This is a genomic window from Micromonospora sp. DH13 (assembly GCF_020873825.1).
Classification (GTDB): domain Bacteria; phylum Actinomycetota; class Actinomycetes; order Mycobacteriales; family Micromonosporaceae; genus Micromonospora; species Micromonospora haikouensis.
Window position 1 is genome coordinate 157,968 of record NZ_JAHWGR010000008.1, and the last position, 25,830, is coordinate 183,797.

Genomic DNA, 25,830 nt, shown 5'->3' on the forward strand with positions numbered 1-25,830 from the left:
GACGATGACGAGCATGCTGCTCCTGCTCGCCGACGGGCGGTTCCCGGCCGGCGCGCACGCCCACTCCAGCGGGCTGGAGGCCGCCGTCGCCGCCGGTCTGGTCACCGACCTGGCGTCGCTGCGCGGCTTCCTGGTCGGTCGGCTGGCCACCGGCGGGCTGGTCGCCGCCGCGTTCGCGGTGGCGGCGCACCGGGCGGCGGCGGCCGGTGACCCCGGCCCCGTGCTGGCCCGGCTCGACGCCGAGCTGGACGCCCGCACGGCCGCCCCGGCGCTGCGCGCGGTCTCGCGCCGGCAGGGGCGGGCCCTGCTGCGCGCCGGGCGGGCGCTGTGGCCGGGCGGGCCGTTCGCCGCCCTGCCCGCCGACCCGACCGGGCCGCACCAGCCGCTGGTGCTCGGGCTGGTCGCCTCGGCCGCCGGCCTCGACCCGGCCGAGCTGGCGACCGCCGCCGCGTACGGGTCGGTGACCGGCCCGGCGAGCGCGGCGGTGCGGCTGCTCGGCCTCGACCCGTACCGCGTGCACGGGCTGCTCGCCGCCCTGACGGCCGACGTCGACGCCACAGCGGCGCGGGCGGTGGCCGCTGCCGACGGGCCGCCGGAGTGGCTGCCGGCCGGCGCGGCCCCCCTCACCGACATCCATGCCGAAGTCCACACCACCTGGGAGGTGCGTCTCTTTGCGTCCTGAATCCGTTCCCCTGACCTCGTCGCACGACGAGGACGTCCCCCACACCCACCCCGAGCCCGGGGTCGACCCGCACGCCCCGCTGCCGGCGGCGGCCCGGCCGCTGCGCATCGGCATCGGCGGGCCGGTCGGCTCGGGCAAGACCGCCCTGGTGGCCGCGCTGTGCCGGGCGTTCGCCACCGAGCTGCGCCTCGGCGTGGTCACCAACGACATCTACACCACCGAGGACGCGGACTTCCTGCGCCGGGCCGGCGTGCTCGACCCGGCCCGGATCCGGGCGGTGGAGACGGGCTGCTGCCCGCACACGGCGATCCGCGACGACATCGGCGCGAACCTCGACGCGATCGACGAGCTGTGCGAGGCGGTCGGCCCGCTGGACCTGGTGCTCGTGGAGAGCGGCGGGGACAACCTGACGGCCACGTTCAGCCGGGGCCTGATCGACCGGCAGATCTTCGTGGTCGACGTGGCCGGCGGCGACAAGGTGCCGCGCAAGGGCGGGCCCGGGGTCACCGCCGCCGACCTCCTGGTGATCAACAAGACGGACCTCGCGCCGATGGTCGGCGCGGACCTCGACGTGATGGACCGCGACGCGCGGGCCCGGCGCGGCGACCTGCCGACGGTCTTCCTGTCCATCGTCGGCGACCCGGAGGCGACCCGGGTGGCCGGGTGGATCCGGCACGAGCTGGCCCACCACCGGGCCGCCGTGGCCGTCGCCTGATGCGCGCGCGGGCCCGGGTGGTGGCGCGGGCCGACGGTCGCGGCAGGACCCGTCTCACGGAGCTGCGCGGCGAGTCGCCGCTGCTGCTGCGGTCCACCGCCGCCGAGGGCGGGGTCGCCACGGTGTACGTGGTGGGCGGCGCGGCGGGCCCGCTCGGCGGCGACGACCTGCTGCTGGAGGTAGAGGTGGGCCCCGGGGCGGCGCTGCGCGTCGGCAGCGTGGCCGCCTCGGTGGCGCTGCCCGGCCGCCCCGGGGCGGCGGCGTCCCGGATGCGGGTGCACGCGGTGGTGCACGACGGGGGCACCCTGCACTGGGTGCCGGAGCAGCTCGTCGCGGCGGCCGGCTGCGACCACGTCGCCGAGTCGCGGGTCGAGCTGGCCGCCGGGGCCCGGCTGACCTGGCGCGACGAGCTGATCTGCGGCCGGTACGGCGAGTCGCCGGGCGACGCCGTCGTCCGCACGTCGGTCGACCACGGCGGCCGGCCGCTGCTGCGCCAGTCGACGGCGGTCGGCCCGTCCGCGCCCGGCTGGGCGGGGCCCGCCGTGCTCGGCGGGACCCCGGCGACCGGCTCGCTGCTGCTGGTGGGCCCCGACGTCCCGCCCGGTCCCGCCGCGCAGCCGGGTCCCGGGGCGGCACCCGGCGTCGGGATGCCGCCCGGCGTCGGGGTGCGGTCCGGCGGCCTGCCCGTCCCCCGGGCGCGGCCGGCGACCGGCGACGGTGGCGCGGTGGCCTGGCTGGCGCTGGCCGGCGGCCCGGCGGCGCTGCTCACCGCCACCGCCGCCGACGCGCACACCCTGCGCGAGCGGCTCACCCTGGCCTGAGCGGACGGGCGCGGGATGTGGCCGGCCCGGGGCGGCGGCTGCGGGCGTCAGCGGGTCGCGACGCGGGGGCGCGGGCCGGCCCCCGCGCCGACCGGGCGGCGGCCGGCGCCCAGCCGGTCGACCAGCGCGGCCAGCGCCCCGGCCAGCGCGAGGTCGTCGTCGGTGGTCAGGTCGGCCAGGTCCGCCCGGACCAGGGCGTCGACGCGTTCCTGCTCGCGGCGGCCCCGGGCGGTCAGGTACGCGCGGATGCGCCGCCGGTCCTGCGGGTCGATCCGCCGGTAGACCAGGTTCTGGTCGACGAGCTGGTCGACCAGCTTGGTCAGCGTCCCCGGCGGTAGGGACTCCTCGGCGGCGACCTCGCTCATCGGGTGCCCCTGCCCGTCGGCGAGCAGGCACAGCACCCGCCATGCCTCCACGGTGAGGCCCTCGGCGGCCAGGACACCGCCGACCCGCCGGGCGAGCAGCCGCTCGGCACGGGTCAGCGCACGCAGCAGGTCGACGGGCGTCGCGGGCACCTCGGGCATGGCTCTCCCCCGTTCGGTGGGGCTGTCATCGTACCGAAAAGATCCCGCATCCTGACCGGGTCTGGTGTGGGCACCGGCCGGCGGCAATCATGTCGTCATGTCCGTGCCGGCAGGGCGTCCGGCTGGTGCGCCGCATCCCCAGCCGGGGCAGACGTTCCACCTTCCCGCGCCCTGGCTCACCGTGGACCGGTCGGTGGTCAGCGTCGCGCTGGTCTACCCGATGCGGGGGCCCGCCGGGATGTTCGGCCCGACCTGCGAGCTCTGCGCCCAGCTCGCGATGGAGGAGATCAACCGCGCCGGCGGGGTGCTCGGCCGCGAGCTGCGGCTGGTGCCCGTCGACGGCGGCGCCCCGCCGGCCGAGGTGGCCGCCGAGGTGGAGGCGCTGGTGTCGACCGGCGCGGTGCAGGGGGTGACCGGCTGGCACATCTCGTCGGTGCGGCAGGCGGTGGCCCCGCGCGTCGCGCACCGGGTGCCGTACGTCTACACGGCGCTCTACGAGGGCGGCGAGCGCACCGAGGGGGTATTCCTCACCAGCGAGACGCCCGACGCGCAGCTCTGGCCGGCGATGCGGCTGCTGGCCCGCGAGCAGGGCGTGCGCCGGTGGTACGTGGTGGGCAACGACTACGTGTGGCCGCGCCGCACGGCCCGCGCCGCCCAGCGGTACGCGCTGCGCAGCGGGGCGCGGGTGTGCGGGCAGCGGTTCCTGCCGTTGGGCACCCACGACTTCGGCCCCGTCCTGCGCGCCGTCGAGCAGTCCGAGGCGGACGGGGTGCTGATGCTGCTGGTCGGCGCGGACGCGGTGCGGTTCAACCGGGCGTTCGCCCGCAGCGGGCTGGACCAGCGCTGCCTGCGGCTGAGCACGCTGATGGACGAGAACATGCTGCTGGCCAGCGGGGCGGGCGCGACCCGCCGGTTGTACAGCACGGCCGGGTTCTTCGCCGGCCTGGTCACCCGGGAGAACCTCGACTTCCACGGGGCGTTCGCCCGCCGGTTCGGGGTGGAGGCGCCGCCGCTGGGCAGCCTGGGGGAGTCCTGCTACGAGGGCGTGATGCTGCTGGCGGCGCTGATCGCCCGGGCCCGCACGCTGGACGTGCGGGCGATCGGGGCCGCCGCCGACGCGGTGTCGTACCAGGGGCCGCGGGGGGAGCTGCGGCTGCGGGGGCGGCACGTGCGCCAGCGGATCTACCTGGCCGAGGCCGACGGGCTCGACTTCGCGGTGCTGGCGGAGCTGTAGGGGCGCTTGACAGCCGGCCGGGGGACCCCGCTAAAATCCTTCACGCAGGAAGTAACTGGCTCGCCCGCCGTTCCGTCGAAATGCAATTCCGGCGCGCGGGTCACCGTTCTTCCGAATGTCTGATGTGGGCCGTCCCCGTTCTCCGTGAATCCTCCGGAGATGGTGGCGGCCTTTGCTGATTTTCGGCCGCTGAGCTGGCCTTACCGGCCGTTCGGGAAACAGGCAATTAAGGGCCGGGAAACGTGGCCGCAATGAATCGAGTTGAGGCTTTGCCCAGCCCGACGTCCACTGCGGATGATCGGCCGGCGTCCCACCCGCCGGCCGGCCTTTCCGCCCGACGCGACACCCGTGACCGCACCGCTTCACCAATCACCAATCGCCAATGGCAATGCAGCCCGGCCCGACAGGGCCGGTGGTCGTCGCTCCACGCTCACCGCAGGGGAGATTGCATGTCACTGTTCCGGGGCCGCCGCATCCTGGCCGGCACCATGGCCTTCGTCGTCGCAGCCGCGCTGGCCGCGTGCGGCAGCAAGACCTCCGACAGCACGTCGGGAACGGGCGTCAGCGCCGACGTCTCGGGCGACACCGTCAAGGTGGGCCTGCTCAACTCGCTCTCCGGCACCATGGCCATCAGCGAGGTCACCGTCCGCGACTCGATCATGCTCGCCGTGGAGGAGATCAACGCGGCCGGCGGCGTCCTCGGCAAGAAGATCGTGCCGGTCGGCGAGGACGGCGCCTCGGACTGGCCGACCTTCGCCGAGAAGGCCGAGAAGCTCATCTCCGAGGACCGCGTCGCCGCCGTCTTCGGCTGCTGGACCTCGGCCAGCCGCAAGGCCGTCAAGCCGGTGTTCGAGAAGAACAAGGCGCTGCTGTTCTATCCGGTGCAGTACGAGGGCCTGGAACAGTCGCCCTACATCTTCTACACCGGGGCGACGACCAACCAGCAGATCGTCCCCGGCCTGGACTACCTCAAGGCGCAGGGCAAGAAGTCGGTCTACCTCGTGGGCAGCGACTACGTCTTCCCCCGCACGGCCAACAAGATCATCAAGGCGTACGCGAAGGCCAACGGGATGACCGTCCTCGGCGAGGACTACGCCCCGCTCGGCTCCACCGAGTTCGGCACCATCGTCAACAAGGTGAAGTCGGCCAAGGCCGACGCGGTGTTCAACACCCTCAACGGCGACAGCAACGTGGCGTTCTTCAAGGAATACACGTCCGCCGGGCTCAACGCGACCAGCATGCCCGTGGTGTCCGTGTCGATCGCCGAGGAGGAGGTCAAGGGCATCGGCACGCAATATCTCAAGGACCAGCTGACCGCCTGGAACTACTACCAGACCACCCCGGGCGGGGCGAACGCGAAGTTCGTCGCCGCGTACAAGGCGAAGTACGGCGCGGACAAGCCGACCAGCGACCCGATGGAGGCCGCGTACGTCGCCGTGTACCTGTGGAAGGAGATGGTCACCAAGGCCGGCTCCTTCGACGTGGAGAAGGTCCGCGCCGCCGCCGGCGGCATCACCTACGAGGCGCCCGAGGGCCTGGTCACCGTGGACGGCCCGACCCAGCACATCGCCAAGACCGCCCGGATCGGCAAGGTCGGCGCGGACGGGCTGATCACCGAGGTGTGGAACTCCGGCCAGCCGATCAAGCCCGACCCGTACCTCAAGAGCTACCCCTGGGCGACCGGCCTGAGCTGACCACCCGGCCCGGGCGGCCCCTGCGCCGCCCGGGCCCCACCCCTCCTCGGAGCAACCGTGACAGTCCTGTTCGGACAGCTCTTCACCGGCATCAGCATCGGCGCGGTCCTGCTGCTCGTCGCGCTCGGGCTCGCGCTCACCTTCGGCCAGATGAACGTCATCAACATGGCCCACGGCGAGTTCATCATGGCCGGCGCCTACACCACCTACGTGCTCCAGCAGACGATCACCTCGGCCGGCTGGTCGCTGCTGGTCGCCCTGCCCGTCGCCTTCGCGGTGGCCGGCGCGCTCGGGGTGCTGCTGGAGGTGCTGCTCATCCGCCGCCTCTACGCCCGGCCCCTGGACACCCTGCTCGTCACCTGGGGCGTGTCGCTGATGCTCCAGCAGGCGGCCCGGGACATCTTCGGCAGCCCCAACGTGCAGACCCGCGCGCCCGCGCTGCTCACCGGCAACGTGGCGTTGCCCGGCGGCATCACCGTCGCCAACAACCGGCTGTTCATCCTCGGCCTCGCCGTGGCGGCCGTGGTGGCGCTGACCCTCGCGCTGCGGCTCACCCCGCTGGGCCGCCGCATCCGCGCCGTGGTGCAGAACCGCGACCTCGCCGCCGTCTCCGGCATCGCCACCGCCCGGGTCGACCGCACCACCTTCTTCGTCGGCTCCGGCCTGGCCGGCGTCGCCGGGGTCGCGCTGACCCTGCTCGGGCCGATCGGCCCGACGATGGGCACCAACCTCATCATCGACGCCTTCCTGGTGGTCGTGGTCGGCGGCATCGGCCAGCTCAAGGGCAGCGTGATCGTCGCCTTCGCCCTCGGCGTGCTCCAGGCCACCGGTGAATACCTCACCACCCTCAGCGTCGCCAAGGTGATCGTCTTCGTGGCGATCGTCGCGTTCCTCCAGTGGCGGCCACAGGGCCTGTTCACCCTGCGTACCAGGAGCCTCGCATGACCACCGTGACCGGCCCGGCCACCGCCGCCGACGAGCCCGCCGCGCCGGCACCGCCGCCGCCCGCACGCCGCGCCGGCGGCCGGGCCCGCGCGGCGCTCGGCTTCGCCGCCGGCGCGGCGCTGCTGTTCGGCGCGGCCCCCCTGGTGCTGTCGGACTTCCGGCTGGCGCTGCTGGCCAAGTACCTGTGCGTCGCGATGGTCGCCGTCGGCATCGGCATCGCCTGGGGCCGCGGGGGCATGCTCACCCTCGGGCAGGGCGTCTTCTTCGGCCTCGGCGGCTACGCGATGGCCATGCACCTCAAGCTCGCCGACGCGGGCCCCGGCGCGCTGCCCGACTTCATGCAGCTGTACGGGCAGCTCGACGAGCTGCCGTGGTGGTGGCGGCCGTTCGCCAGCCCCTGGTTCGCCCTGCCCGCCACCGTGCTGCTGCCCATGGTCGTCGCCTTCGGGCTCGGCTCGCTGGTCTTCCGCCGCCGCGTGCGGGGCGCCTACTTCGCCATCCTCAGCCAGGCCCTCGCCGCCGCCATGGTGATCCTGCTGGTCGGCCAGCAGGGCACCACCGGCGGCACCAACGGCCTCACCGACATCCAGGGCTTCTTCGGCTACGACCTCGACGACCCGGTCAACCAGCGCACCGTCTACTTCCTGATCGCCGCCGCGCTGCTGGGGCTGCTCGCGCTGGCCCGCCAGCTCATCCACAGCCGCTACGGCGAGCTGCTGGTGGCCGTGCGCGACGGGGAGGAGCGGGTCCGGTTCCTCGGCTACGACCCGGCCACCGTCAAGGTCGTCGCGTACGTGGTGGCCGCCGGCATGGCCGGCCTCGCCGGGGCGCTGTTCGTCCCCGCCGTCGGCATCATCTCGCCCGCCCTGATCGGCATCGTGCCGTCCATCGAGTTCGTCATCGGCGTCGCCGTCGGCGGGCGGGCCACCCTGCTCGGCCCGGTGCTCGGCGCGGTCGCGGTCGCCTGGGCGCGTACCGCGCTGTCCGAGCGGTTCCCGGGCACCTGGACGTACCTGCAGGGGCTGCTGTTCGTGCTGGTGGTCGCGTTCCTCCCCGGCGGCCTGGCATCGCTGTGGGCGCTGCGGCGCACCCGACGCGCGACGCCCGACCGGGCGCCCTGGTGGCGCCGCGTCCCGCCCGCCCGTGGCGGCCGGACCCGGACGGAGGTGCCGGCGGCATGACCGACGCACAGAGCGACGGCCTGCGCGTGCGGGGCCTGCGGGTCAGCTTCGACGGCTTCACCGCCGTCGACGGCGTCGACCTGGACGTGCCCGCCGGCGACCTGCGCTTCCTCATCGGGCCCAACGGCGCGGGCAAGACCACCCTCGTCGACGCTGTCACCGGCCTGGTCCGGGCCACCGGCTCGGTCCGCTTCGGCGACCGGGAACTGCTCGGCCGGGACGTGCACCGCATCGCCCGCCTCGGCGTCGGCCGCACCTTCCAGACCGCCGCCGTGTTCGAGGAGCTGACCGTCGCGCAGAACCTCGACATCGCCGCCGGGGCCGGCCGGAGCTGGTGGACGCTGGCTCGCCGCCGGCGACGGCTGCCCGACGAGGTCGTCGCCGCCCTCGACACCATCGGCCTCGCCGACCGGGCCGACCACCTCGCCGGCACCCTCGCCCACGGGCAGAAACAGTGGCTGGAGATCGGCATGCTGCTCGTCTCCGACGCCCGGCTGCTGCTGCTCGACGAGCCGGTCGCCGGGATGAGCCACGACGAGCGCGACGCCACCGGCGCCCTGCTGGAGACCGTCAGCCGGGACCGCACCGTCGTCGTCATCGAACACGACATGGACTTCCTGCGCCGCTTCGCCCGCACCGTGACCGTGCTGCACGCCGGGCGCGTGCTCAGCGAGGGCACCGTCGCCCAGGTCCAGGCCGACCCCCGGGTGCAGGAGGTCTACCTCGGCCACCCCGTCGACGCTCCCACGGAGGCGTGATGTTGACACTGCGCGGCGTGCACGCCGGGTACGGACGCAGCGAGGTGCTGCACGGCGTGGACCTCGCCGTCCCCGCCGACGGCGTCGCCGCCGTGCTGGGCCACAACGGGGCCGGCAAGAGCACCCTGCTGCGGGTCGCGGTGGGCCTGCTGCGGCCCCGCGCCGGCACCGTCGAGCTGGCCGGGGAGGACGTCACCCGGCTCGCCCCGCACCAGCGGGTCGCCCGGGGCATGGCGTACGTGCCGCAGGGCCAGCAGTGCTTCCCGCACCTGACGGCGGGGGAGAACCTGCGGCTGGTCGCCGACGGCCGGCGCGACGGCGCGGCGGCCACCGCCGAGGCACTCGACCTGTTCCCGGCGCTGCGCCCGCTGCTGCGCCGCCGGGCCGGGCTGCTCTCCGGCGGCCAGCGCCAGCAGCTCGCCATCGCCCGGGCGCTGGTCACCCGGCCGAAGCTGCTGCTGCTCGACGAGCCCACCGAGGGCATCCAGCCCTCGGTGGTCGCCGAGATCCAGGACCGCGTCGTCGAGCTGACCGCCCGCGCCGGCATCCAGGTGCTCCTCGTGGAGCAGCACCTCGGCTTCGCCCTGCGGGTCGCCCAGCGCTACTACGTGCTGGAGTCGGGCCGGGTCACCTCGACCGGCGACGGCGGGGCCACCGCCGAGCACGCCGTCCGGGCCGCGCTCGCCGTGTGACCCCGCCCCGCCCCGAGCCGACGGCTCGGCCAGCCTCAGCCCGCCGTCGCCGGCGCGGCGGCTCGGCCCGCCGGCTCAGGCGGCGCGAATTCGACGAGCACGGCGCCCGGCTGGGGCACCAGCAGTTCCACCGTCGCCTCCCCGCCGGCCACGTCCGGCTCGACGGGCTCCGCCGGCAGCGCGTCGGCGGCCCGCAGCGCGTCCCACTGCCCGTCGGTCGGCCAGTCCCCGACGCCGAGCCGGCCCGCGAGGGTGGTGACGTCGCCGTGCTCGCGGTCGAGCCGGGTCAGCGTCACGCCGCCGCCGGGCCCGCCGGCCACGCTCAACCGGACCCGGCGGGCCAGCGCCGGATCGCCGTCGCGCTTCGACTGGTCGAGCGTCGACACCCAGACCAGCACGGCGAGGCCGCCGTCGGCGTGCCGGCTCGCCCACGCCTGCACCAGGCCGTCCGCGCCGTCGCCGGACGCCCGCACCGGCAGCTCCGTGTCGCCGAGCCGGGCGAGCATCCGCAGGGCGTGGTAGCGGGGCTTGGCGATGCCGCCGACGGTGATCAGGCCGAACCCGCCGTGCAGCAGCCGGGGCGGCCGGCCCAGCTCCTCGAAGTGGTCGCTGGCCACCCAGTAGGACAGGGCGTCGACCCGCCCGGCGGCCGACCGCATGCCGCCGAGCAGGAACGTCGCCGCCGACGCGCCGTCGTTGACCGGGTGGAAGTGGGTGGGCGTGACGCCCCACTCCGTCCACAGCAGTCGGGCGTGCGGGAAACCGAGCCGGCGCAGCGTGGGCCGCAGGTCCAGCGGCGGGCTGCCGTACGTGTGGGTGGAGACGAAGTCGACCGGCGTGCCCGTACGCGCGGCGTGTTCCAGCAGGGCGTCGACCCAGCCGGCGGCGGCCGACGACGGCCCGCCCACGGCGATGCGGGGGTCGACGTCCTTGACCGCGCGGGCGGTGACCTCGTACAGCCGCATCCACTCCTCGCGGGTGCCGGCCCAGAACACCTCCAGGTTGGCCTCGTTCCACACCTCGAAGTCCCAGCCGAGCACCGCCTCGCCGTACCGGTCGAGCAGGTGCGCGACGAGCGCGCGGACCAGCTCCGCCCAGCGGTCCCAGTCCTTCGGCGGCGAGATGACCCCCCGGTAGGCGAACACCGTCCGTTCCGGGTCGCGGGCCAGGTCGCGGGGCATGAAGCCGATCTCCACGACCGGCCGCAGCCCGGCCGAGAGCAGCAGGTCGTAGACGCGGTCCACGCCGGTGAAGTCGTGCACCGGCCGGCCGTCGACCTCCCGGTAGACGCCCAGGTCGTCGTGCAGGATCGCGTGCGCCCGCACGGCCTCGACGCCCACCTCCGCGCGGACGCGGCGCAGGGCCGCCAGCAGCTCCGCCCCGATCTCCCGGCCGCCGCTGGTGTCGGCGCACAGCAGCTGCGACAGCCGCTCGCTGCCGATCATCGGCTGCCAGGGACGGTGCAGCGGCGTGCCCGGAGCGGCGGCGTCGACGCGCACGTCCACCGTCGGCGGCGGGCCGTCGGCGGCCGGCAGCGCGGCGGCGACGACCGGGTCGCCCAGCTCACCGGTGACGGTCACCTCGGGCACGGCGGCCACGGCGTACGCGTAGGACCGGCCGGGCTCGCCGGTGGTGTCGACGTACCAGGTGTCGGGCACGGCGAGCACGTCGCCGCCCTGGTGGTCGACCGGGGCGAACGGGCCGGCGGGCCGCCCGTCGCGCAGCGGGGCCCGGTGCACCAGGTAGCCGACGGCGTCGGGCACCGGCGACCAGGACAGCCGCACGTGGCCCACCCCGGCGACCGCCGCCAGCCCGGCCGGCGGCGGCAGGTCCGGGGTGCCGCCCGCCGCCCCGCGTTCGTCGCTGCGCAGCGCGATGCGCCGCGTCCAGTCGCCCCGGGCGTCGGTGCCGGCGGCCGAACCCGTGCCCACGTCGTGGCCCCCGGCGCCCGCGTCGTGGCCCCCGGCGCGGTGGCCTGCGGCCTCGTGGCGGCCCGTCATCGCTGCCCCCCACGGTGCGGGAGGGAGAACTCCTCCATCCGCATCAGCGGGGCGACCCGCTGCTGCATCGGCCCCTGCTCGAACGGCCGGCGCAGCACGTCGTGGGCCAGGGCGTTGCCCAGCGCCGCCATCGCCATGCCCTGGTCCAGCGCGAGGTAGCGCTTCGACACCCGCCCGGTGGTCACGTCGACCGAGTCGTAGAACCCGCCCGGCCCGTACGCGTCGAAGTCCCGCCGCAGGTTCGCCAGGTTGCGCAGGGCGTCGTCGGGCGCGTAGCGCAGCGCCAGGAAGGACGCGTGCGGGGTGACCACGCCCCGGCCGTAGCCCGCCGGCGGCGGCTGGGCGGGGCGGCACTCGCCGTACCCGGGGTCGACCGAGGTGCGCTCCTGGTCGGAGGTGTAGCCCGGCCCGTCCATGCCGAGCTGGTCCACGCCGTACTCCCGGTAACCGCCGTCGGGGTCGTTGGCGGGGGAGAAGCCCCAGTAGCCGTAGCCGGCCTCCCGCAGCCCGTGCTCGATCTGCGCCCGCACGTACGTCGGGTGGTTGACCGCCCAGCTGCGCGGGCCCCACCGGTCCTCGGGCACGAACAGCGGCACCATCAGCGCCTCGAACATCGACCCGCCCCAGCTCGGCACGAGCTGCAACCCCCGGTAGCGGTAGGCACCCTCGAACACCCGCACGCCCAGGTACGTGCGCCACTGGCCGACGGCCCGCTGCTCCGTCCACGCCCAGTCGCAGCCCTCCGGGTCGAACGTGCGGTACGTGCCGAAGTAGTGCTCCGGCGGGATCTGCCCGGCGGCGATGCCGAGGTAGCTGGCGATGCGCGGCTCGGTGTTGAACGCGCCGTAGTGGTGGCAGGTGTAGAACACGTCCGGCCCGGTGCGGTAGTTGCCGGCCAGCGAGCAGCCCGGCGGCGGCTCGACCCAGAAGCCGCCGCGGAGCTGTCGCTGCGCCGGGTCGTAGTAGTAGCCGAAGTCCATCCGGCGCAGCAGCGCGTCGGCGCGACCCGCCAGCTCCGGCACCGCCTGCCGCACCACCGTCAGCGCCGTGGCGAGCCAGCCGTTGTCCACGCTGGACAGGAACGGGTGCACGGCGCTGCCGTCGACGGGCCAGGTGGTCAGCTTCGCCCCGGTCGCCGGGTCGTACCAGTTGTAGTACATGCCGGACGGCTCGTGGACCTCCAGCCGACCCAGCGTGGCGAGGGTGCGGGCGATGCGGTCGCGGGCCTGGCCGGCGCTGACGAGGCCGGTCTCCCGGGCCGCCACGGTGCTCCACAGGTACGCGCCGACGTTGGTCGGCGACGTGTACCCGGCGCGGTCGGCCGCGTCGAGGTCGCCGCCGACGTTGTCGGCCGCCAGCCCGGTGCCCGGGTCGACCATGGCGGCCATCGACCGCCAGGTGTCGGCGGCGTACTGCCGCAGCGCGGCGGCCGGGGACCCGGCGGGCGGGGCTGTCGGTGGCGCGGCCGCGGCGGGCGGGGCGACGGCGGCGGTCAGCCCGAGGGCCAGCAGCACCGCCGCGGTGCGGAACGGATGGGACCTGGATCGCACGAGGACACTCCTCACGTGAGGACGGTCAGGTCAGGTGGGGCGGATGGGCTCACTTCAGGCCGGTCGTGGCGATGCCCTGGACGAAGTGCCGCTGTAGCGCGACGAACACCAGCAGGACCGGCACGATGACGGCCACCGAACCCGCCATCAGCAGGCCGTAGCGGGTGTTGTTCTCGCCGATCGCGTACAGGGCCAGCGCCACCGGCAGGGTGTAGCGGTCCTCCGACTGCGCGACGACCAGCGGCCAGAGGAAGTTGTTCCACGACGACAGGAACGTCAGGATGCCGAGGGTGGCCAGGGCCGGCCCGCACAGCGGCAGCACGACCCGGGCGAAGATCCGCAGCTCGCCCGCGCCGTCGACCCGGGCCGCCTGGATCAGGTCGTCGGGCAGCCCGGTCATGAACTGACGCATCAGGAACACCCCGAACGGGCTGGCCAGCCACGGCAGGATCAGCCCGGCGTAGCTGTCCACCAGCCCGAGCCGGCTCACGAGCATGAACAGCGGCACGAAGGTGACCATGCCCGGCACCATCAGCATCCCCAGCACCAGCGCGAACACCACGCGCCGGCCGGGGAACTCCAGCTTCGCCAGGGCGTAGCCGAGCATCGAGCAGAACACGAGGTTGCCCACGGTGACGGCGCCGGCCACCAGCACGCTGTTGAGGAAGAACGCCGGGAAGTCCAGCTCGGTGAACAGGTGGCGGTAGTTGTCGAGCGTGGGCGCCTCCGGCAGCCAGGTCGGCGGCACCCGGCGGATCTCCGCGTCCGGCTTGACCGAGCCGAGCAGCATCCACACGAACGGGCCCACCAGGACCACGAGGCCGCCGGCCAGCACCACGTACACCCATGGCTGGCCCCGCTCCCTCTTCTTCGCGGTCGTCGTCACGGCGACCTCCTCACGTCTTCGACCGCATCAGCCGGAACTGCGCGGCGGTGAGCCCGACGACGGCGACGAACAGCACGTACGCGATCGCCGCCGCGTAGCCGTAGTTGCCGAAGCCGAACTGCTGGTAGATGTAGAAGGCCACCGACAGGGTGCTGTCCAGCGGCCCGCCGCCCGTCATCACGAACGGCTCCTCGAAGAACTGCAGGTAGCCGATGCCGGTCACCACCCCGCCGAAGAGCAGGGTGGGGCGCAGCAGGGGCAGGGTCACGTGCCGGAACCGCGCCCAGGCCCCGCAGCCGTCGATGGCAGCCGCCTCGTGCAGCTCGCCGGGGATCGCCTGGAGGCCGGCGAGGAAGACCACCATCAGGAAGCCCATGTTCCGCCAGGCCGCCATCACCACCAGCGACGGCAGCGCCGTGCGGGTGTCGGACAGCCACGCCGGACCGTCGACGCCGAGGCGGGCGAGCAGTGTGTTGACGAGCCCGCTGTCGGGTTCGAGCAGGAACCGCCAGACCACGGCCACGGCGACGATGCTGGTGACCACCGGCAGGTAGTAGCCGACCCGGAAGAACGTGCGGAACCGGCTGATCCCCGCGTCGAGGGCGACGGCCGCGGCCAGCCCCAGCACCATCGTCAGCGGCACGCCGAGCAGCACGAACCACGCCGTGTTGGCGGCGGCCCGCCGCAGCGTCTCGTCGCCGAGCAGACGCACGTAGTTGTCCATGCCCACCGGGTCGACCGCGAGCGGGTTCCGCAGGTCGGCGCTGCGCAGGTCGGTGAAGCTCATGGCGGCCGAGGCCAGCACGGGGCCCGCCATGAACACGGTGAAGATCAGCAGGAACGGCAGCGCCAGGCCCGACCCCGCGACCCGCTGGCGGCGGGTGACGCCGCGCCGGCCGGGCCGCCCGCCGGTGCTGCCGCGCGGGCCGGGCCGCGTGAGGCCGGGCCGCCCGGGGCCGGGCCGCTCGGGCGGCGCGCCGCCGGTGGGGGCGGCCCGCCGCGCGGGGGCGGACGCCACCTCAGCTCCCGGTGCCGATGGCCGACGCCTTGGCCTGCATCTCCCGGGTGGCGGTGGCCGGGTCGGTCACGCCCCGCACCACCCGCTCGATGCCGTCGTCGATGACGTCGGCGACCTGCTCCCAGGTGGCCATCGCCGGCGGCGACTTGGCGTCGGCGAGCTGCGCGCCGAACGCCTTGAGCAGCGGGTCGTCGGCGAGCTTGCCCGACTGCCAGGTCGCCGTCACCGCCGGGAGGCTGCCCACCAGGTCGTAGAGCTTCTGCTGGGCGGCCGGCGAGGTGAGGTACCGGACGAACTTCCAGGCCGTGTCGCGGTTGTCGGTGTCCCGGTAGACCACCAGGTCAGCGCCGCCGATGAACGAGGTGCCGGCCTTCTCGCGGGGCATCGGCGCGACGTCCCACTTGCCCTCCAGCGCCGCGCCGCCCTGCTCGCGCAGGATGCTCATGTGCCAGGGGCCGGAGACGAACGCCCCGATGTCGCCGGAGACGAAGCCGCTCTCCTGCGCGCCGGGCGCGACCTGGCTCGGGGCGAGCCCCTGCCGGAAGAACGACGCGTAGTATTCCAGCGCCGTCCGCATCTGCGGGGTGTCCAGGGTGAACTTCCCGTCGGCCAGCACGTCCGCCCCCGCCTGCCAGGCGAACGGCAGGAACGACTGCCACGCGCCGGTGCCGCCCGGTTGCAGCGAGATGCCCCACTTCGCCCCGCCGGCCTCCTTGAGCCCCTTGGCGAACGCGGTCAGCTCCTGCCAGTTGGCCGGCTTGCCGACCCCGGCCTTCGCCGCGAGGTCGGTGCGGTGGTAGATCAGCCGCGTCTCGACGTACCAGGGGACGCCGTAGGCGGTGCCGTCGACCACCGTCGTGTCCCACGCGCCCGGGAAGAACGCGGCCTGGTCGAACAGCCCGGCGGGCGTCGGGTCCAGGGCCCCGGTCTTGGCGAACTCGCCCATCCAGGTGGAGCCCATCATGCTCACGTCCGGCGTCTGCCGGCCCGCGATCGCGGTGGCGAGCTTGTCGTGGGCGGCGTCGAACGGGAACGCGGTGACGGTGACCTTGGCCGCCGGGTTCTCCCGGGTGAAGTCGTCGGCCAGGGCCTTCAGCTTCTCCCCCTCGGCACCCATCGCCCAGACCGTGATCTCGCCGGTGGCCTTGCCCTCCGCGATCGCCCCGCCGGCCGAGGGCCCGCCGGCACCCGGCCCGCCGTCGTCCCGGCCGCAGCCGGTCACGCCCAGCGCGAGCGCGGCCACGACCGCCGTCGCGTGTCTCCAGTGCCTCATTGCGCCTCCTGAGGGGGATGGGTCGCCACGGCCGGGTCACCGCACGGTGCGGTCACCCGCCGCCGGACGGCGTCCGGCAGCCGTGGGGTCGTGCTCGGTGGTGGTGTGCTTGTCGGTGGGCCCGTGCGCGGCGGGGCGGTGCCCGGTGCGGTCGGCTTCGGTGGTGAAGCCGGCTTTGGTGGCGGGGCTGGGCGCGGTGGCGGGGCCGGCCCCGGTGGTCGCGGGGCAGCCGCAGCTGCGCCGGACGACGAGGTCGGTCGGGAGCACCAGGGCGGCGTCGGACCCCCCGGTCTCGCCCGCCGCGGCCCGCAGCAGCAGCCGCGCGGTCCGCCCGGCCAGCTCGCGCACCGGCTGCCGGACGGTCGTCAGGGCCGGGCTGACGAGCGCGGCCATCGGGATGTCGTCGAAGCCGGTGACGACCAGGTCGGCGGGCACCCGCACGCCCCGGGCCGCCGCGCCGACGAGCATGCCGAGCGCGGTCTCGTCGTTGGCGCAGACCACGCCCCGGGGCGGGGCCGCCCGGCTGAGCAGCTGGTCGGCGGCGAACACCCCGTCGTGCTGTTCGAGGCCGACCCGCAGCGGCGCGCGGGGCAGCGGCAGGCCGAGCTGCCGGTGCGCGTCGCGGAACCCCTCCCAGCGGCCGGTCACGTCCGGCGAGTTGCGCGGGTCGCCCACGAAGACCAGCCCGCGCAGCCCGTGGTCGGCCAGCAGGTGCCGCGTCAGCGCCGTCGCCGCCGCGACGTTCTCCGCGCGTACGGACGGCACGCCGGGCGGCCCCTCGCCGGCGAGCACCACGACGGGCACGAGTGCCGCCAGCTCCCGCAGCGTGTCGGGGGAGACGGTGCCGCCGAAGACGGCCAGCCCGTCGACCCGGCGGGCCATCTCCACGACCTGGGCGTCGGAGTCGTCCCGCAGGTGGGTGCAGAGGATGTGGACGCTGGTGCGGGTGTGCACCGCCTCGGCCTCGAAGCCCTGGATCAGCTCCGAGAAGTACGGGCCGGACAGCCCGGGGAACACCAGGCCGACCGCGCCGTGCCGGCCGGCGGCGAGGGCCCGGCCGAGGTGGTCGGGCCGGTAGCCGTGCTCCTCGATGGCCCGCTGCACCCGCCGCCGGGTCTCCTCGGACACCTGACCGACCCCGTTGGACACCCGGGAGACGGTGGCGACCGACACCCCGGCCAGCCGGGCGATCTCCCGGACCGTCAGCCGATCGCTGCCCATGGACTCCCTCGCTCCGTCGTGCGCCGCTCGGTAACCGGTTTCAGAAACCGGTTACCGAGCACCATAGGCAAACACCGATGACTCCACAACCCGGGCCGGCCCGGCTCCATAGCAGACGCCCCGCCGCGACGGGCGTTGTCCACAGCCCGACGGTCGTCCACAGCGCCGGTCGCTGGCCGGTTGCGCCGTGCCGCGCCGATCGGCACGGTCACCGGCATGAACGAGGTGCTGCGGGACCTGGTGCGGCGCGGCGGCGGGCTGGTCACCAGGGCGATGGCGACACAGGTGGTGCCCCCGTGGACCCTTCAGCACGCGTGCGCCGCCGGCCACCTGGTGCGGGTGCTGCCCGAGGTGTTCGTCGCGGCGGACCTGCTGGTCGGGGAGGTGGGACACGTCGCCCTGCCCGCGCTCGGCCGCCTGCACCCCGCCCTCGGCCATCGGGCGGTCTGCGCCTGGGCCGGCGGGCGGGCCGCGCTCAGCCACCTCAGCGCGTTGCACGTGTGGGGCCTGCACCGGCAGCGGGCCGGCGACGTCCTGTACCTGTGCGCACCGGTGAACCCCGCCATCCGCACCCGCCCCGGGGTGCGCGTACACCGCCGTCAGGGTTTCGTCGTCGGGTCGCCGCAGGTGGTGAGGCGCGGCGACCTGCCGGTGACCCGCCTCGACCAGACCCTGGTGGACTCGTGGCCCCTGCTGCCGCACGCCGGGCGCCGGGCACCGGTGATCCGCGCCGTCAACGAGCGGCTCACCACCGCCGAACGGCTGTGGCGCGCCCTGGCCGGCGCGCCCAGGCTTCCCGACCGGCCGGCTCTGCGCACCCTGCTGACCCGGCTCGACGAGGGCTGCCGCAGCCCGCTGGAGATCTGGGGGCACGAGCGCGTCTTCACGGGGCCGGGGATGCCCGCCTTCCGCCGGCAGGTGCGGGTCAGGGTCGGGCAGCGCACCATGTATCTCGACCTGCTCGCCGAGCGGGAACGCGTCAACATCGAACTCGACGGCGCGACCACGCACGGCGACCCGCGACAGCGGGAGATCGACCTGCGCCGGGACGCCCTGCTGGCCACCCTGGGCATCCTGGTGGTCCGCTTCGCCCACCGTCGCCTCGTGCACGAGCCCGACGAGGTGCGCCGCGAAACCCGGGCCATCCTCGCCACCCGTGCGGCTCCGCCGCACCCGTGACCGATCGGTGGCCGCCGCCGCGAACCCGGCCGGCCGATCGTTGGCTGTCTCCGCTATACGACACGCCGACGCGATTGCACCGCAGCCGGCCACCGAACGGGATGCCCGCCGCCCTCGCGACGCGCAGCGGTCCGGGGAGGAAGCGTTCGCTCCTCCCCGGACCGGTGAACGCGCCGGACGGGCTACAGCCCGAACCGCGCCTGGTGGATCTGGTGCTGCGCGCCGCGGACGAAGAGCCGCAGCTCGCCGCCGTAGACGACCACCGCCGGCACCGACCGCGCCCCGGCGGGGCCGGGCACCGTGGTCCAGCCGGTCCAGTCGCCGGTGGTGAGGTTGTAGCGGTTGGTGCGCACGGTGTTGCCTGCGCCTTGGGTGAACAGGTGCAGGTCGCCGCCGTAGATGGTGGTGGCGGGTGCGGACTTGGTCCTGGCGGTGCCGGGGATGGTGGCCCAGCCCGTCCAGTCGCCGGTGGTGAGGTTGTAGCGGTTGGTCCGCACGGTGCCGCCTGCGCCCTGGGTGAACAGGTGCAGGTCGCCGCCGTAGATGGTGGTGGCGGGTGCGGATGTGGCTCCGGCGGTGCCGGGGACGGTGGTCCAGCCGGCCCAGGTGTTGGTGGAGGCGTTGTAGCGGTTGGTGCGTACCGTGCCGCCGGTGCCTTGGGTGAACAGGTGCAGGCTGCCGCCGTAGATGGTGGTGGCGGGTGCGGATGTGGCTCCGGCGGTGCCGGGGACGGTGGTCCAGCCGGCCCAGGTGTTGGTGGAGGCGTTGTAGCGGTTGGTGCGCACGGTGTTGCCTGCGCCCTGTGCGAACAGGTGCAGGTCGCCGCCGTAGATGGTGGTGGCGGGTGCGGACTTGGCCCCGGCGGTGCCGGGCACCGTCGCCCAACCCGACCAGGTGTCGGAGGTGAGGTTGTAGCGGTCGACCCGGACGGCGTCGCCCGCCCCCCGGGCGAACAGGTGCAGGTCGCCGCCGTAGACGGTGGCGGCGGGACCCGACCTCGCCCCGGCGTCGCCGGGGACCGGAGTCCAGCCGGAGGCCGGCGGGAGCTGCGGCCGACCCCAGTTCTGCGCCGGGGCCGCCGAGGCCGGCGCCGCGACCAGCGCGGTGGCCCCCACGACGGACACCAGCAGGCGGCTCAGCGTTCTCGCTGGATGAGTCAGATGCACATGGGCTCCTTCGTGGACGATGGTTGCTGGACGATACCCGCCCCGGCGGGACCGTCGGGGTGCCCCCGGACGGTGCCCCGCGCGGGTGTGACGCCCCACGCCGCCCTCAGGTTTCACCCGGCGCGCAGACCGTCGGGCTTTTTCGAGGCGTGCCGGCGACCAGCCGTCACGAGCCGTGCCAGGAGCGCCACAGGGAGGCGTACACGCCGTCGGCGGCGACCAGCTCGTCGTGGCCGCCGATCTCGGTGATCCGGCCGTCCTCCAGCACCGCCACCCGGTCGGCGTCGTGCGCGGTGTTGAGCCGGTGCGCGATGGCGATGACGGTCCGCCCGGCGAGCACCGCCGCGAGCGCCCGTTCGGTGCGCCGGGCGGTCGTCGGGTCCAGTGCCGCGGTCGCCTCGTCGAGGATCAGCGTGTCCGGGTCGGCCAGCACCAGCCGGGCCAACGCCAACTGCTGGGCCTCCGCCGCGCCGAGGCCCCGGGCCCCGTCGCCGAGCTGCGTGTCGAGGCCGTCGGGCAGGTCGGCGTGCCAGTCCGCGCCGACCGTGTCCAGGGCCGCGAGCATGCGTTCGTCGGTGGCGTCCGGCGCGGCGAACGCGAGGTTGTCGCGCAGCGAGCCGATGAAGACGTGGTGCTCCTGCGTGACGAGCGCGATCCGGCGACGCCGCTCGGCCGGGTCTAGGTCGGTGACCGCGACGCCGCCGAGGCTCACCACCCCCTCCTGCGGGGCGTCGATCCCGGCGAGCAGCCGGGCCAGGGTGGACTTGCCCGCACCCGAGGGGCCGACGACGGCGAGGCGTTCCCCCGGCTCGACCGCCAGGTCGATGCCGTGCAGCACCTCGTGACCCTCGGCGTACGAGAACCGCGCGCCCCGTACCACGAGCCGCCGCCCGTGCAGCGCGTCGGCCCGCCCGCGCGGCTCCGGCGGCACCAGCCCCACCCCGAGGACCCGGGCGAGCGAGGCGATGCCGCGCTGCGCCTGCTCGACCCACTGCAACAGCCGGTCCAGCGGGTCGATCGCCTGCTGGAGGTAGAGCGCCGCGGCGACCACCTCGCCGAGGCTGACCATGCCGCGCGACAGGAAGACCCCGCCGACACAGAGGACGGCGGCGATCGGCAGCGCGTAGCTGCCCTCCACCCCGGGGAAGAACACCGACCGCAGCGCGAGCGTGGCCCGCCGCGCCGCCCACACCCCGGCGACCCGCCCGGTGCCGTACGCGACGCGGTCGGCGCCCAGCCGCAGCGCCTCGATCGTGCGCGCGCCCTCCGCCGTGGTGGTCAGCGCCTCGGTCAGCTCGGCCGTCGCCGCCCCCTCGGCGAGGTAGGCGGGCCCGGCCCGGCGCAGGTACCAGCGGGTCACCGCCCAGATGGACGGCAGGCCGGCCAGCGCGACGAGCCCGAGCAGCGGATCGAGCAGGAACACCGCCGCGAAGAGCAGCAGCAGGTGCGTCCCGGCGATGACGACCGTCGGCACGACCTCGCGCACGGTGGTGCCGACCGTCGTCACGTCGACCGAACTGCGGGTGGCCAGGTCACCGGTGCCGGCGCGCTCGACCACGGACACGGGCAGGCCGAGCATCCGGGTGACGAACTCCTCCCGCAGCCGGGCGACGGCCCGCTCGCCGAACCGGTGCCCGGCGTACTGCGCGTAGCGGGAGAGCAGCCCCTGGGCCAGCACGCAGGCGGCGATGGCCAGCGCCAGCCGGTCCACGGCGGCGACGCCCGCCCCGGCGGAGACCTCGTCGACGATCCGGCCGAGCAGCCACGGCGCGCCGAGCCCGGCGACCGTCGCGGCGACGTGCAGCGCCAGCACGACGGCCACGGCCCGTCGGTCCCGGGCGATCAGGTCGAGGGCGGCCTGGCGTACGGCGGCCCGGCCCGCCACCGGAAGCTTCGTCACCGCCGCGCCCGCCCGGCCTCGACGGCCTCGTCGCCGGCGGCGGTGCCCTCGGCCGTCCGGCCCTCGACGGACTCGCCGTGCTCGCCGTCGGCGGTGCCCCCGGTGCGGGACACCAGCGCGCGGTAGCCCGGGTCGCGGGCGAGCAGGTCGGCGTGGGTGCCGGTGGCGACGACCCGGCCGGCGCTCAGGTGCGCGACGGTGTCGGCGTGCCCGAGCAGCAGCGGGGACGTGGCCAGCACGATCGTGGTACGCCCCGCCCGCGCCCCGCGCAGGCGCTGCGCGATGCGCGCTTCGGTGTGGGCGTCCACGGCGGACGTCGGGTCGACGAGGATCAGCACCTCCGGCTTGGCCAGCAGGGCCCGGGCGAGGCGCACCCGCTGCCGCTGGCCGCCGGAGAGCGTGCGGGCCCGGGCCCCGACCGGGGTGTCGAGGCCGTCGGGCAGCGCGTCGGCCACGTCCTGCGCCGACGCGGCGTGCAGCGCGGCCCGGATGTCGGCGTCGTCGCCGGCTGCCTCGTCGCGGGCAGGTCCGGTGCCGGCCGCGTTGTCGCCGGCCGCAGCGGGGCGCGCGTTGCCGCCCGCCGCCCGGCCGCGCAGGAGCTCCCGCAGGGTGCCGGCGAAGAGGTGGCTGTCGTGGTCGGCGACCAGGATCCGGGCGCGCACGTCGTCGAGGTCGACCCCGGCCAGCGGCACGCCGCCCCAGGTCACGTCGCTGGCGACGTACCGGCCGAGCCGGTCGGCCAGGGCGACGGCCTCGGCCGGGTCGTCGGCGGCGACGCCCACCAGCCGGCCCGGCGGCACCACCAGCCCGGTGGCCGGGTCGCGCAGCTCGGCCGGCTGCCGCGGCGCGGTCGCGGTCACCGGCCCGCCCGCCGGATCGGGGGTCAGCCGCAGCAGGCCGACGATGCGGCGGGCCGCGACGCGCCCCTGGATGAGCATGTAGCCGCCCTCCAGCAGGAACCAGACCGGCACGACGAGGACGGCCGTGTAGCCGTAGACGGCGACGAGCTGCCCGATGGTGATGTCGCCGTTCGCCGCCGTCCGCGCGGCGAGCCAGACCACGGCCGCCAGGAAGAGCCCCGGCATGGTGAGCGTCAGCGCGTCGATCCAGCTGGCCACCGCGCCCACCCGGTAGCCCTCGCCCCGCAGGGCCCGGGAGCGGGCCGCGTATCGGCGGGCGAACAGGTGGCGGCCGCCGACCCCGGCGAGCACCCGCAGGCCGGCGACGATGTCGTCGGCCCGGGTGGTCAGCTCGCCCTGTTGCTGCCGGTAGGCCGACTCGGCGCGTTCGAGGCGGCGCAGCAGCGGCCCGACGGACACCGCGATCGCCGGCACGCCCAGCAGCACCAGCACGGCGAGCGGCGGATCCACCGACCAGAGCAGCACGGCGACGACCCCGTACGCGATGATGGCACCCACCCCGGGGCCGCTGAGCGTCAGCACGTGCGAGGTGCGCACGATGTCGTACCCGCCGACGGTGGCGACGTCGCCCGCGGCCAGCCGGCGGGGGAGTACCGCGCCGATGGAGGAGAGCCCGCGCAGCAGCACCTCGGCGGAGCGGGCGCTGGCGTCCTCCCGGATGAACGTCATCGTGCGGTGCCGCATGATGCCCAGCCACGCCAGCGCGAACCCGGCCGCCACGATCGCGGCGACCCACCACAGCAGCGCCCGCCCGTCGCCGGCGCGCAGGCCGTCGTCGATGGCGCGGGCGACCAGGTAGGGGCGGACCGACAGCCCGACCATCCACGCCGTACCGAACACGCTGCCGCGCAGCACCCGCCACGGCTGGCAGCGGATCAGCCACCAGATGTAGCGCAGCGGCCCCGACGTGTCGGGGACACCGGGCTCGGGATGGGGGATCCGCGGAGGCACCGACCCAGGCTATCGACCGCTCTGCCCGATTACCGCCCCGTTTCGGGGCCCCGCCGGATGACCTCGATCATGCGGCTGGCGGCCCGTCGCCTCCGCCCGGGTGCCGCCGGCGGGGCCCGAGGGCTCCCGCCGGCGGCGACGGCCGGTCAGCCGACCCCGGTGTGGTGGGTCGGCGGGCGCGTCACAGCACGGCGCACGGGGTGCCGTTGAGGGTGAACGCGGTGGGCCAGACGTTCGGGCCGCTGTACGCGCCCACGAAGCCGGCGCTCGTGCTGCCCCCGCCGCCGGCGATCTTCGCGTTGTCGGCGGTGTTGGTGACCGTCACCGTCCGGCCGCTCTGCGCCCAGGTGGCGCTCCAGCCGCTGTCCACCCGCTGCCAGGTGGTCGGCCAGGTGAACGTGAGCGTCCAGCCGTCGATCAGGTTCGCGCCGGTGTTGACGATGTCGAGGCTGCCGACGTATCCGTTGCCCCAGTTGGTGGTGTCGCGCAGGCGCACGCCGCACGTGCTCTCCGCCGGGCCGGCGGTGGTGAAGGTCACCGGCGGCGACGACCAGGAGAGCCGGCCCGCGCCGTCGCGGGCCAGCACGTTGAGGGTGTACCGGGTGCCCGGCACGAGGTTGCCGACCGCGAGCGAGGTGGCGGTGGTCTCGCCGAGCTGCTCGCTGACCGTGCCGTTCTGCCGGTACACCTCGTACTTGAGGGCCCCGCCGGCCGCCGGGGGCAGCGCGGGCCAGGAGACCGTCGCGCCTCGGTCGGTGACGTCGGCGACGGTGGGCTGCGCGGGTGCGCCCGGCGCCCCGGTGACCACCGCGTCCGGGCGCAGCACCAGCGTGGTCAGCGAGTACGGCGGCAGGGTGCGGCTGGTCGCGCTGCCGGACTGGCTGGTGGCGATGGCGGTCGCGCCGTTGGTGAGGGTGTGCACGGTCGGCGCGGCGTCGGACGGGGCGAACCCGGCGTAGTCGATGGTGACCGGGCGGGCGTTGTCCGGGTCCTTGTTGACCAGCATGAGCGCGAGGTCACCGTTGGGCCGGCGCACGGCGTGCGCGGTGACCAGCGCCTCGTCGGTGCCGGCCCGGACGAACTGGCCGCCGGCCCCGGCGAGCAGGTTCATCATGGACAGCCCGTGGTACGGGGCGAACGGCGTGTTCAGCGGCGGCTCGCACACCGTGCCGTCGGAGGTGCAGCTGCCGCTGGAGAGCAGCCCGAAGTCGCCGTAGTCGGTGTGGCCGGCGACCTGCGACACCTTGTCGATGCCGTTGTGCACGTTCCACCACTGGACGGTGAACACCCCGTTCTCCAGCAGGTCGCTGTACGCGTCGGCGAGGAACAGCGCGCCGGGCTGGGTGTTGCGGCCGGTGTCGACGTTCAGCTCGGTGAAGCTGATGCCGATGCGGGCGGCGTTCGGCCCCGCGTACCGGGCGATCTGCTGGCGCAGCAGGTGGGCCGCCTCGTCGATGTGGGCGGTGCGCTGCAGGGACTCGGCGGCGCTGCCGCCCGGATACCAGTGCACGTCCACGAAGTCGACCTTCGGCCCGGCGATCGACAGCACCGCCTGGTTCCACGGGCCGGGGTCGCTGCCGGCGGTGATCCCGTCGGGCCAGTTGCCCGGCATGGTCAGCACCGCGCCGACCTTGATGGTCGGGTCGACGGCCTTCATCGCGTCGGCGTACTCGACGACGAGGTTCGCGTAGTAGGTCGCGCTCTTGTCCGGGTGGTCGTCGGCCTCCCAGGCCGAGCCGTAGAGGCCGTTGCCGTAGTTCTCGTTGCCGATCGTCCAGTACTTCGCGCCGTACTTCTTGGTGACGTTGGCGTAGCGCACCCAGTCGGCGGCCTCGGCGGGGGTGCCGGTGCCGTAGTTCGCGATGATCATCGGCTGGGCGCCGACCCGCCTCGCCCCGGCCATGAAGGTGTCGAAGTCGGTGTTCGGGGCCACGTAACCGCCGGGCGCGGTGTGGTCCTTCCAGTGGTAGATGTCGGCGTACGAGCCGCCCGGGTAGCGCAGCATCTGGACGCCGGCCGCGCGCAGCAGGTCCGACGTCTCGTTCGTGCCCAGGTTCGAGTCCCAGATCGCCTGGTTGACGCCCAGCGCGGTGTTCGGCACGCCGGCCAGCCCCGCCTTGGCGTTGACGGTGACGACGACCGGGTCGGCGGCCGCGCCGACGGCCGGGGGAGTGATCGCGGCGAGGGCCCCGGTGGCGAGCAGCGCGCTCGCCGCGAGGGCCGTCCACCGGCGTCGGCCGGGCCGGCGCGGCGGCGGGGTGTGGCGTGGATACCCGTACGTGCTCGGGTTGTTCATGCTGTTCCTTCTTGACCACGGGCAGAGCGCCGCCGCGTCGGCGGGCGGCTCTGGACGGACTGATCTGGCGTTGGTCGCAGATGTCGCCGTCCCCCGGGAGGCCGCGTCGGCCACCGGTTGCCCATTGGACGACGGTCAGCCCCGCGCGCGGCTGGTCATCGACGCACAAGAATCTCACGCCCGTGCCCGGATGCTCAAGGCGGTCGTCTGCCCCGGCGGGCCGC

At 75.0% G+C, this 25,830-nt stretch carries 21 protein-coding genes; 10 read left to right on the forward strand and 11 right to left on the reverse strand.

What is annotated here, in order from left to right:
• The first annotated feature begins 4 nt into the window (after positions 1 to 4).
• Genes LPA42_RS10850 through LPA42_RS10860 form a run of 3 tightly spaced genes read left to right on the forward strand, consistent with a single transcriptional unit; the run spans position 5 to position 2,218 of the window.
• Positions 5 to 682, forward strand: coding sequence for an urease accessory protein UreF (locus LPA42_RS10850; protein WP_077937564.1), 678 nt, complete (start codon positions 5 to 7; stop codon positions 680 to 682).
• Entirely contained in the window at positions 672 to 1,397 is a 726-nt protein-coding gene (ureG, locus tag LPA42_RS10855) for an urease accessory protein UreG (protein WP_077937565.1), read from the forward strand. Before LPA42_RS10850 ends, ureG begins: the two co-directional genes overlap by 11 nt.
• Positions 1,397 to 2,218: an urease accessory protein UreD gene (locus LPA42_RS10860; RefSeq protein WP_198956545.1), complete on the forward strand. Its 822-nt coding sequence runs from the start codon at positions 1,397 to 1,399 to the stop codon at positions 2,216 to 2,218. The genes ureG and LPA42_RS10860 overlap by 1 nt, the downstream gene beginning before the upstream one ends.
• A 47-nt stretch (positions 2,219 to 2,265) precedes the next feature.
• On the opposite strand, the gene LPA42_RS10865 is transcribed toward LPA42_RS10860, so the two are convergent.
• A complete protein-coding gene (locus tag LPA42_RS10865) occupies positions 2,266 to 2,742 on the reverse strand; it encodes a MarR family winged helix-turn-helix transcriptional regulator (protein WP_077937567.1) in 477 nt (158 codons plus the stop codon).
• Between the two features lie 97 nt (positions 2,743 to 2,839).
• On the opposite strand from LPA42_RS10865, the gene LPA42_RS10870 reads away from it, so the two are divergent.
• The 6 genes from LPA42_RS10870 (at position 2,840) to urtE (ending at position 9,246) form a co-directional block, all read left to right on the forward strand.
• On the forward strand, positions 2,840 to 3,976 hold the full coding sequence (locus LPA42_RS10870) for a substrate-binding domain-containing protein (RefSeq protein ID WP_228986524.1): 1,137 nt from the start codon (positions 2,840 to 2,842) through the stop codon (positions 3,974 to 3,976).
• A 449-nt stretch (positions 3,977 to 4,425) separates the two neighbouring features.
• Positions 4,426 to 5,670: an urea ABC transporter substrate-binding protein gene (urtA, locus tag LPA42_RS10875; RefSeq protein ID WP_198956546.1), complete on the forward strand. Its 1,245-nt coding sequence runs from the start codon at positions 4,426 to 4,428 to the stop codon at positions 5,668 to 5,670.
• A gap of 57 nt (positions 5,671 to 5,727) precedes the next feature.
• Positions 5,728 to 6,615 (forward strand): urea ABC transporter permease subunit UrtB, encoded by an 888-nt coding sequence (urtB, locus tag LPA42_RS10880; RefSeq protein ID WP_077937568.1) that lies wholly within the window; start codon positions 5,728 to 5,730, stop codon positions 6,613 to 6,615.
• A complete protein-coding gene (gene urtC, locus LPA42_RS10885; protein WP_077937569.1) occupies positions 6,612 to 7,796 on the forward strand; it encodes an urea ABC transporter permease subunit UrtC in 1,185 nt (394 codons plus the stop codon). Before urtB ends, urtC begins: the two co-directional genes overlap by 4 nt.
• Positions 7,793 to 8,554 (forward strand): urea ABC transporter ATP-binding protein UrtD, encoded by a 762-nt coding sequence (urtD, locus tag LPA42_RS10890; protein ID WP_077937588.1) that lies wholly within the window; start codon positions 7,793 to 7,795, stop codon positions 8,552 to 8,554. The genes urtC and urtD overlap by 4 nt, the downstream gene beginning before the upstream one ends.
• The gene (urtE, locus tag LPA42_RS10895) at positions 8,554 to 9,246 is read left to right on the forward strand and encodes an urea ABC transporter ATP-binding subunit UrtE (RefSeq protein WP_043963239.1); all 693 of its coding nucleotides are present in this window, start codon (positions 8,554 to 8,556) and stop codon (positions 9,244 to 9,246) included. Before urtD ends, urtE begins: the two co-directional genes overlap by 1 nt.
• 35 nt (positions 9,247 to 9,281) lie before the next feature.
• Here the strand turns inward: urtE and LPA42_RS10900 are convergent, their stop codons facing one another.
• From LPA42_RS10900 to LPA42_RS10925, 6 genes are read right to left on the reverse strand one after another with little or no spacing between them, the layout of a single operon-like run.
• Positions 9,282 to 11,246, reverse strand: a complete 1,965-nt coding sequence (locus LPA42_RS10900; RefSeq protein WP_077937570.1) for a xylan 1,4-beta-xylosidase — start codon at positions 11,244 to 11,246, stop codon at positions 9,282 to 9,284.
• On the reverse strand, positions 11,243 to 12,796 hold the full coding sequence (locus LPA42_RS10905; protein WP_077937571.1) for a glucoamylase family protein: 1,554 nt from the start codon (positions 12,794 to 12,796) through the stop codon (positions 11,243 to 11,245). Before LPA42_RS10905 ends, LPA42_RS10900 begins: the two co-directional genes overlap by 4 nt.
• A 49-nt stretch (positions 12,797 to 12,845) precedes the next feature.
• The gene (locus LPA42_RS10910; RefSeq protein WP_043963241.1) at positions 12,846 to 13,682 is read right to left on the reverse strand and encodes a carbohydrate ABC transporter permease; all 837 of its coding nucleotides are present in this window, start codon (positions 13,680 to 13,682) and stop codon (positions 12,846 to 12,848) included.
• A 10-nt stretch (positions 13,683 to 13,692) separates the two neighbouring features.
• Positions 13,693 to 14,700 (reverse strand): carbohydrate ABC transporter permease, encoded by a 1,008-nt coding sequence (locus LPA42_RS34415; protein WP_077937572.1) that lies wholly within the window; start codon positions 14,698 to 14,700, stop codon positions 13,693 to 13,695.
• Between the two features lies 1 nt (position 14,701).
• Positions 14,702 to 15,973, reverse strand: coding sequence for a sugar ABC transporter substrate-binding protein (locus LPA42_RS10920; protein ID WP_077937573.1), 1,272 nt, complete (start codon positions 15,971 to 15,973; stop codon positions 14,702 to 14,704).
• 36 nt (positions 15,974 to 16,009) lie between these two features.
• Positions 16,010 to 17,194, reverse strand: coding sequence for a LacI family DNA-binding transcriptional regulator (locus LPA42_RS10925; RefSeq protein ID WP_077937574.1), 1,185 nt, complete (start codon positions 17,192 to 17,194; stop codon positions 16,010 to 16,012).
• Positions 17,195 to 17,410: 216 nt separating this feature from the next.
• Between LPA42_RS10925 and LPA42_RS10930 the strand changes: the two genes are divergently transcribed.
• The gene (locus tag LPA42_RS10930) at positions 17,411 to 18,373 is read left to right on the forward strand and encodes a DUF559 domain-containing protein (protein ID WP_077937590.1); all 963 of its coding nucleotides are present in this window, start codon (positions 17,411 to 17,413) and stop codon (positions 18,371 to 18,373) included.
• A 182-nt stretch (positions 18,374 to 18,555) separates the two neighbouring features.
• Here the strand turns inward: LPA42_RS10930 and LPA42_RS33850 are convergent, their stop codons facing one another.
• From LPA42_RS33850 to LPA42_RS10950, 4 genes are all read right to left on the reverse strand, one after another.
• Positions 18,556 to 19,497 (reverse strand): hypothetical protein, encoded by a 942-nt coding sequence (locus tag LPA42_RS33850; protein WP_077937575.1) that lies wholly within the window; start codon positions 19,495 to 19,497, stop codon positions 18,556 to 18,558.
• A 208-nt stretch (positions 19,498 to 19,705) separates the two neighbouring features.
• On the reverse strand, positions 19,706 to 21,439 hold the full coding sequence (locus LPA42_RS10940; RefSeq protein WP_077937576.1) for an ABC transporter ATP-binding protein: 1,734 nt from the start codon (positions 21,437 to 21,439) through the stop codon (positions 19,706 to 19,708).
• The gene (locus tag LPA42_RS10945; RefSeq protein WP_198956549.1) at positions 21,436 to 23,214 is read right to left on the reverse strand and encodes an ABC transporter ATP-binding protein; all 1,779 of its coding nucleotides are present in this window, start codon (positions 23,212 to 23,214) and stop codon (positions 21,436 to 21,438) included. The genes LPA42_RS10940 and LPA42_RS10945 overlap by 4 nt, the downstream gene beginning before the upstream one ends.
• A gap of 277 nt (positions 23,215 to 23,491) precedes the next feature.
• Complete coding sequence (locus LPA42_RS10950; protein WP_077937578.1) at positions 23,492 to 25,606, reverse strand: cellulose binding domain-containing protein; 2,115 nt, start codon at positions 25,604 to 25,606, stop codon at positions 23,492 to 23,494.
• Positions 25,607 to 25,830: the final 224 nt, after the last annotated feature.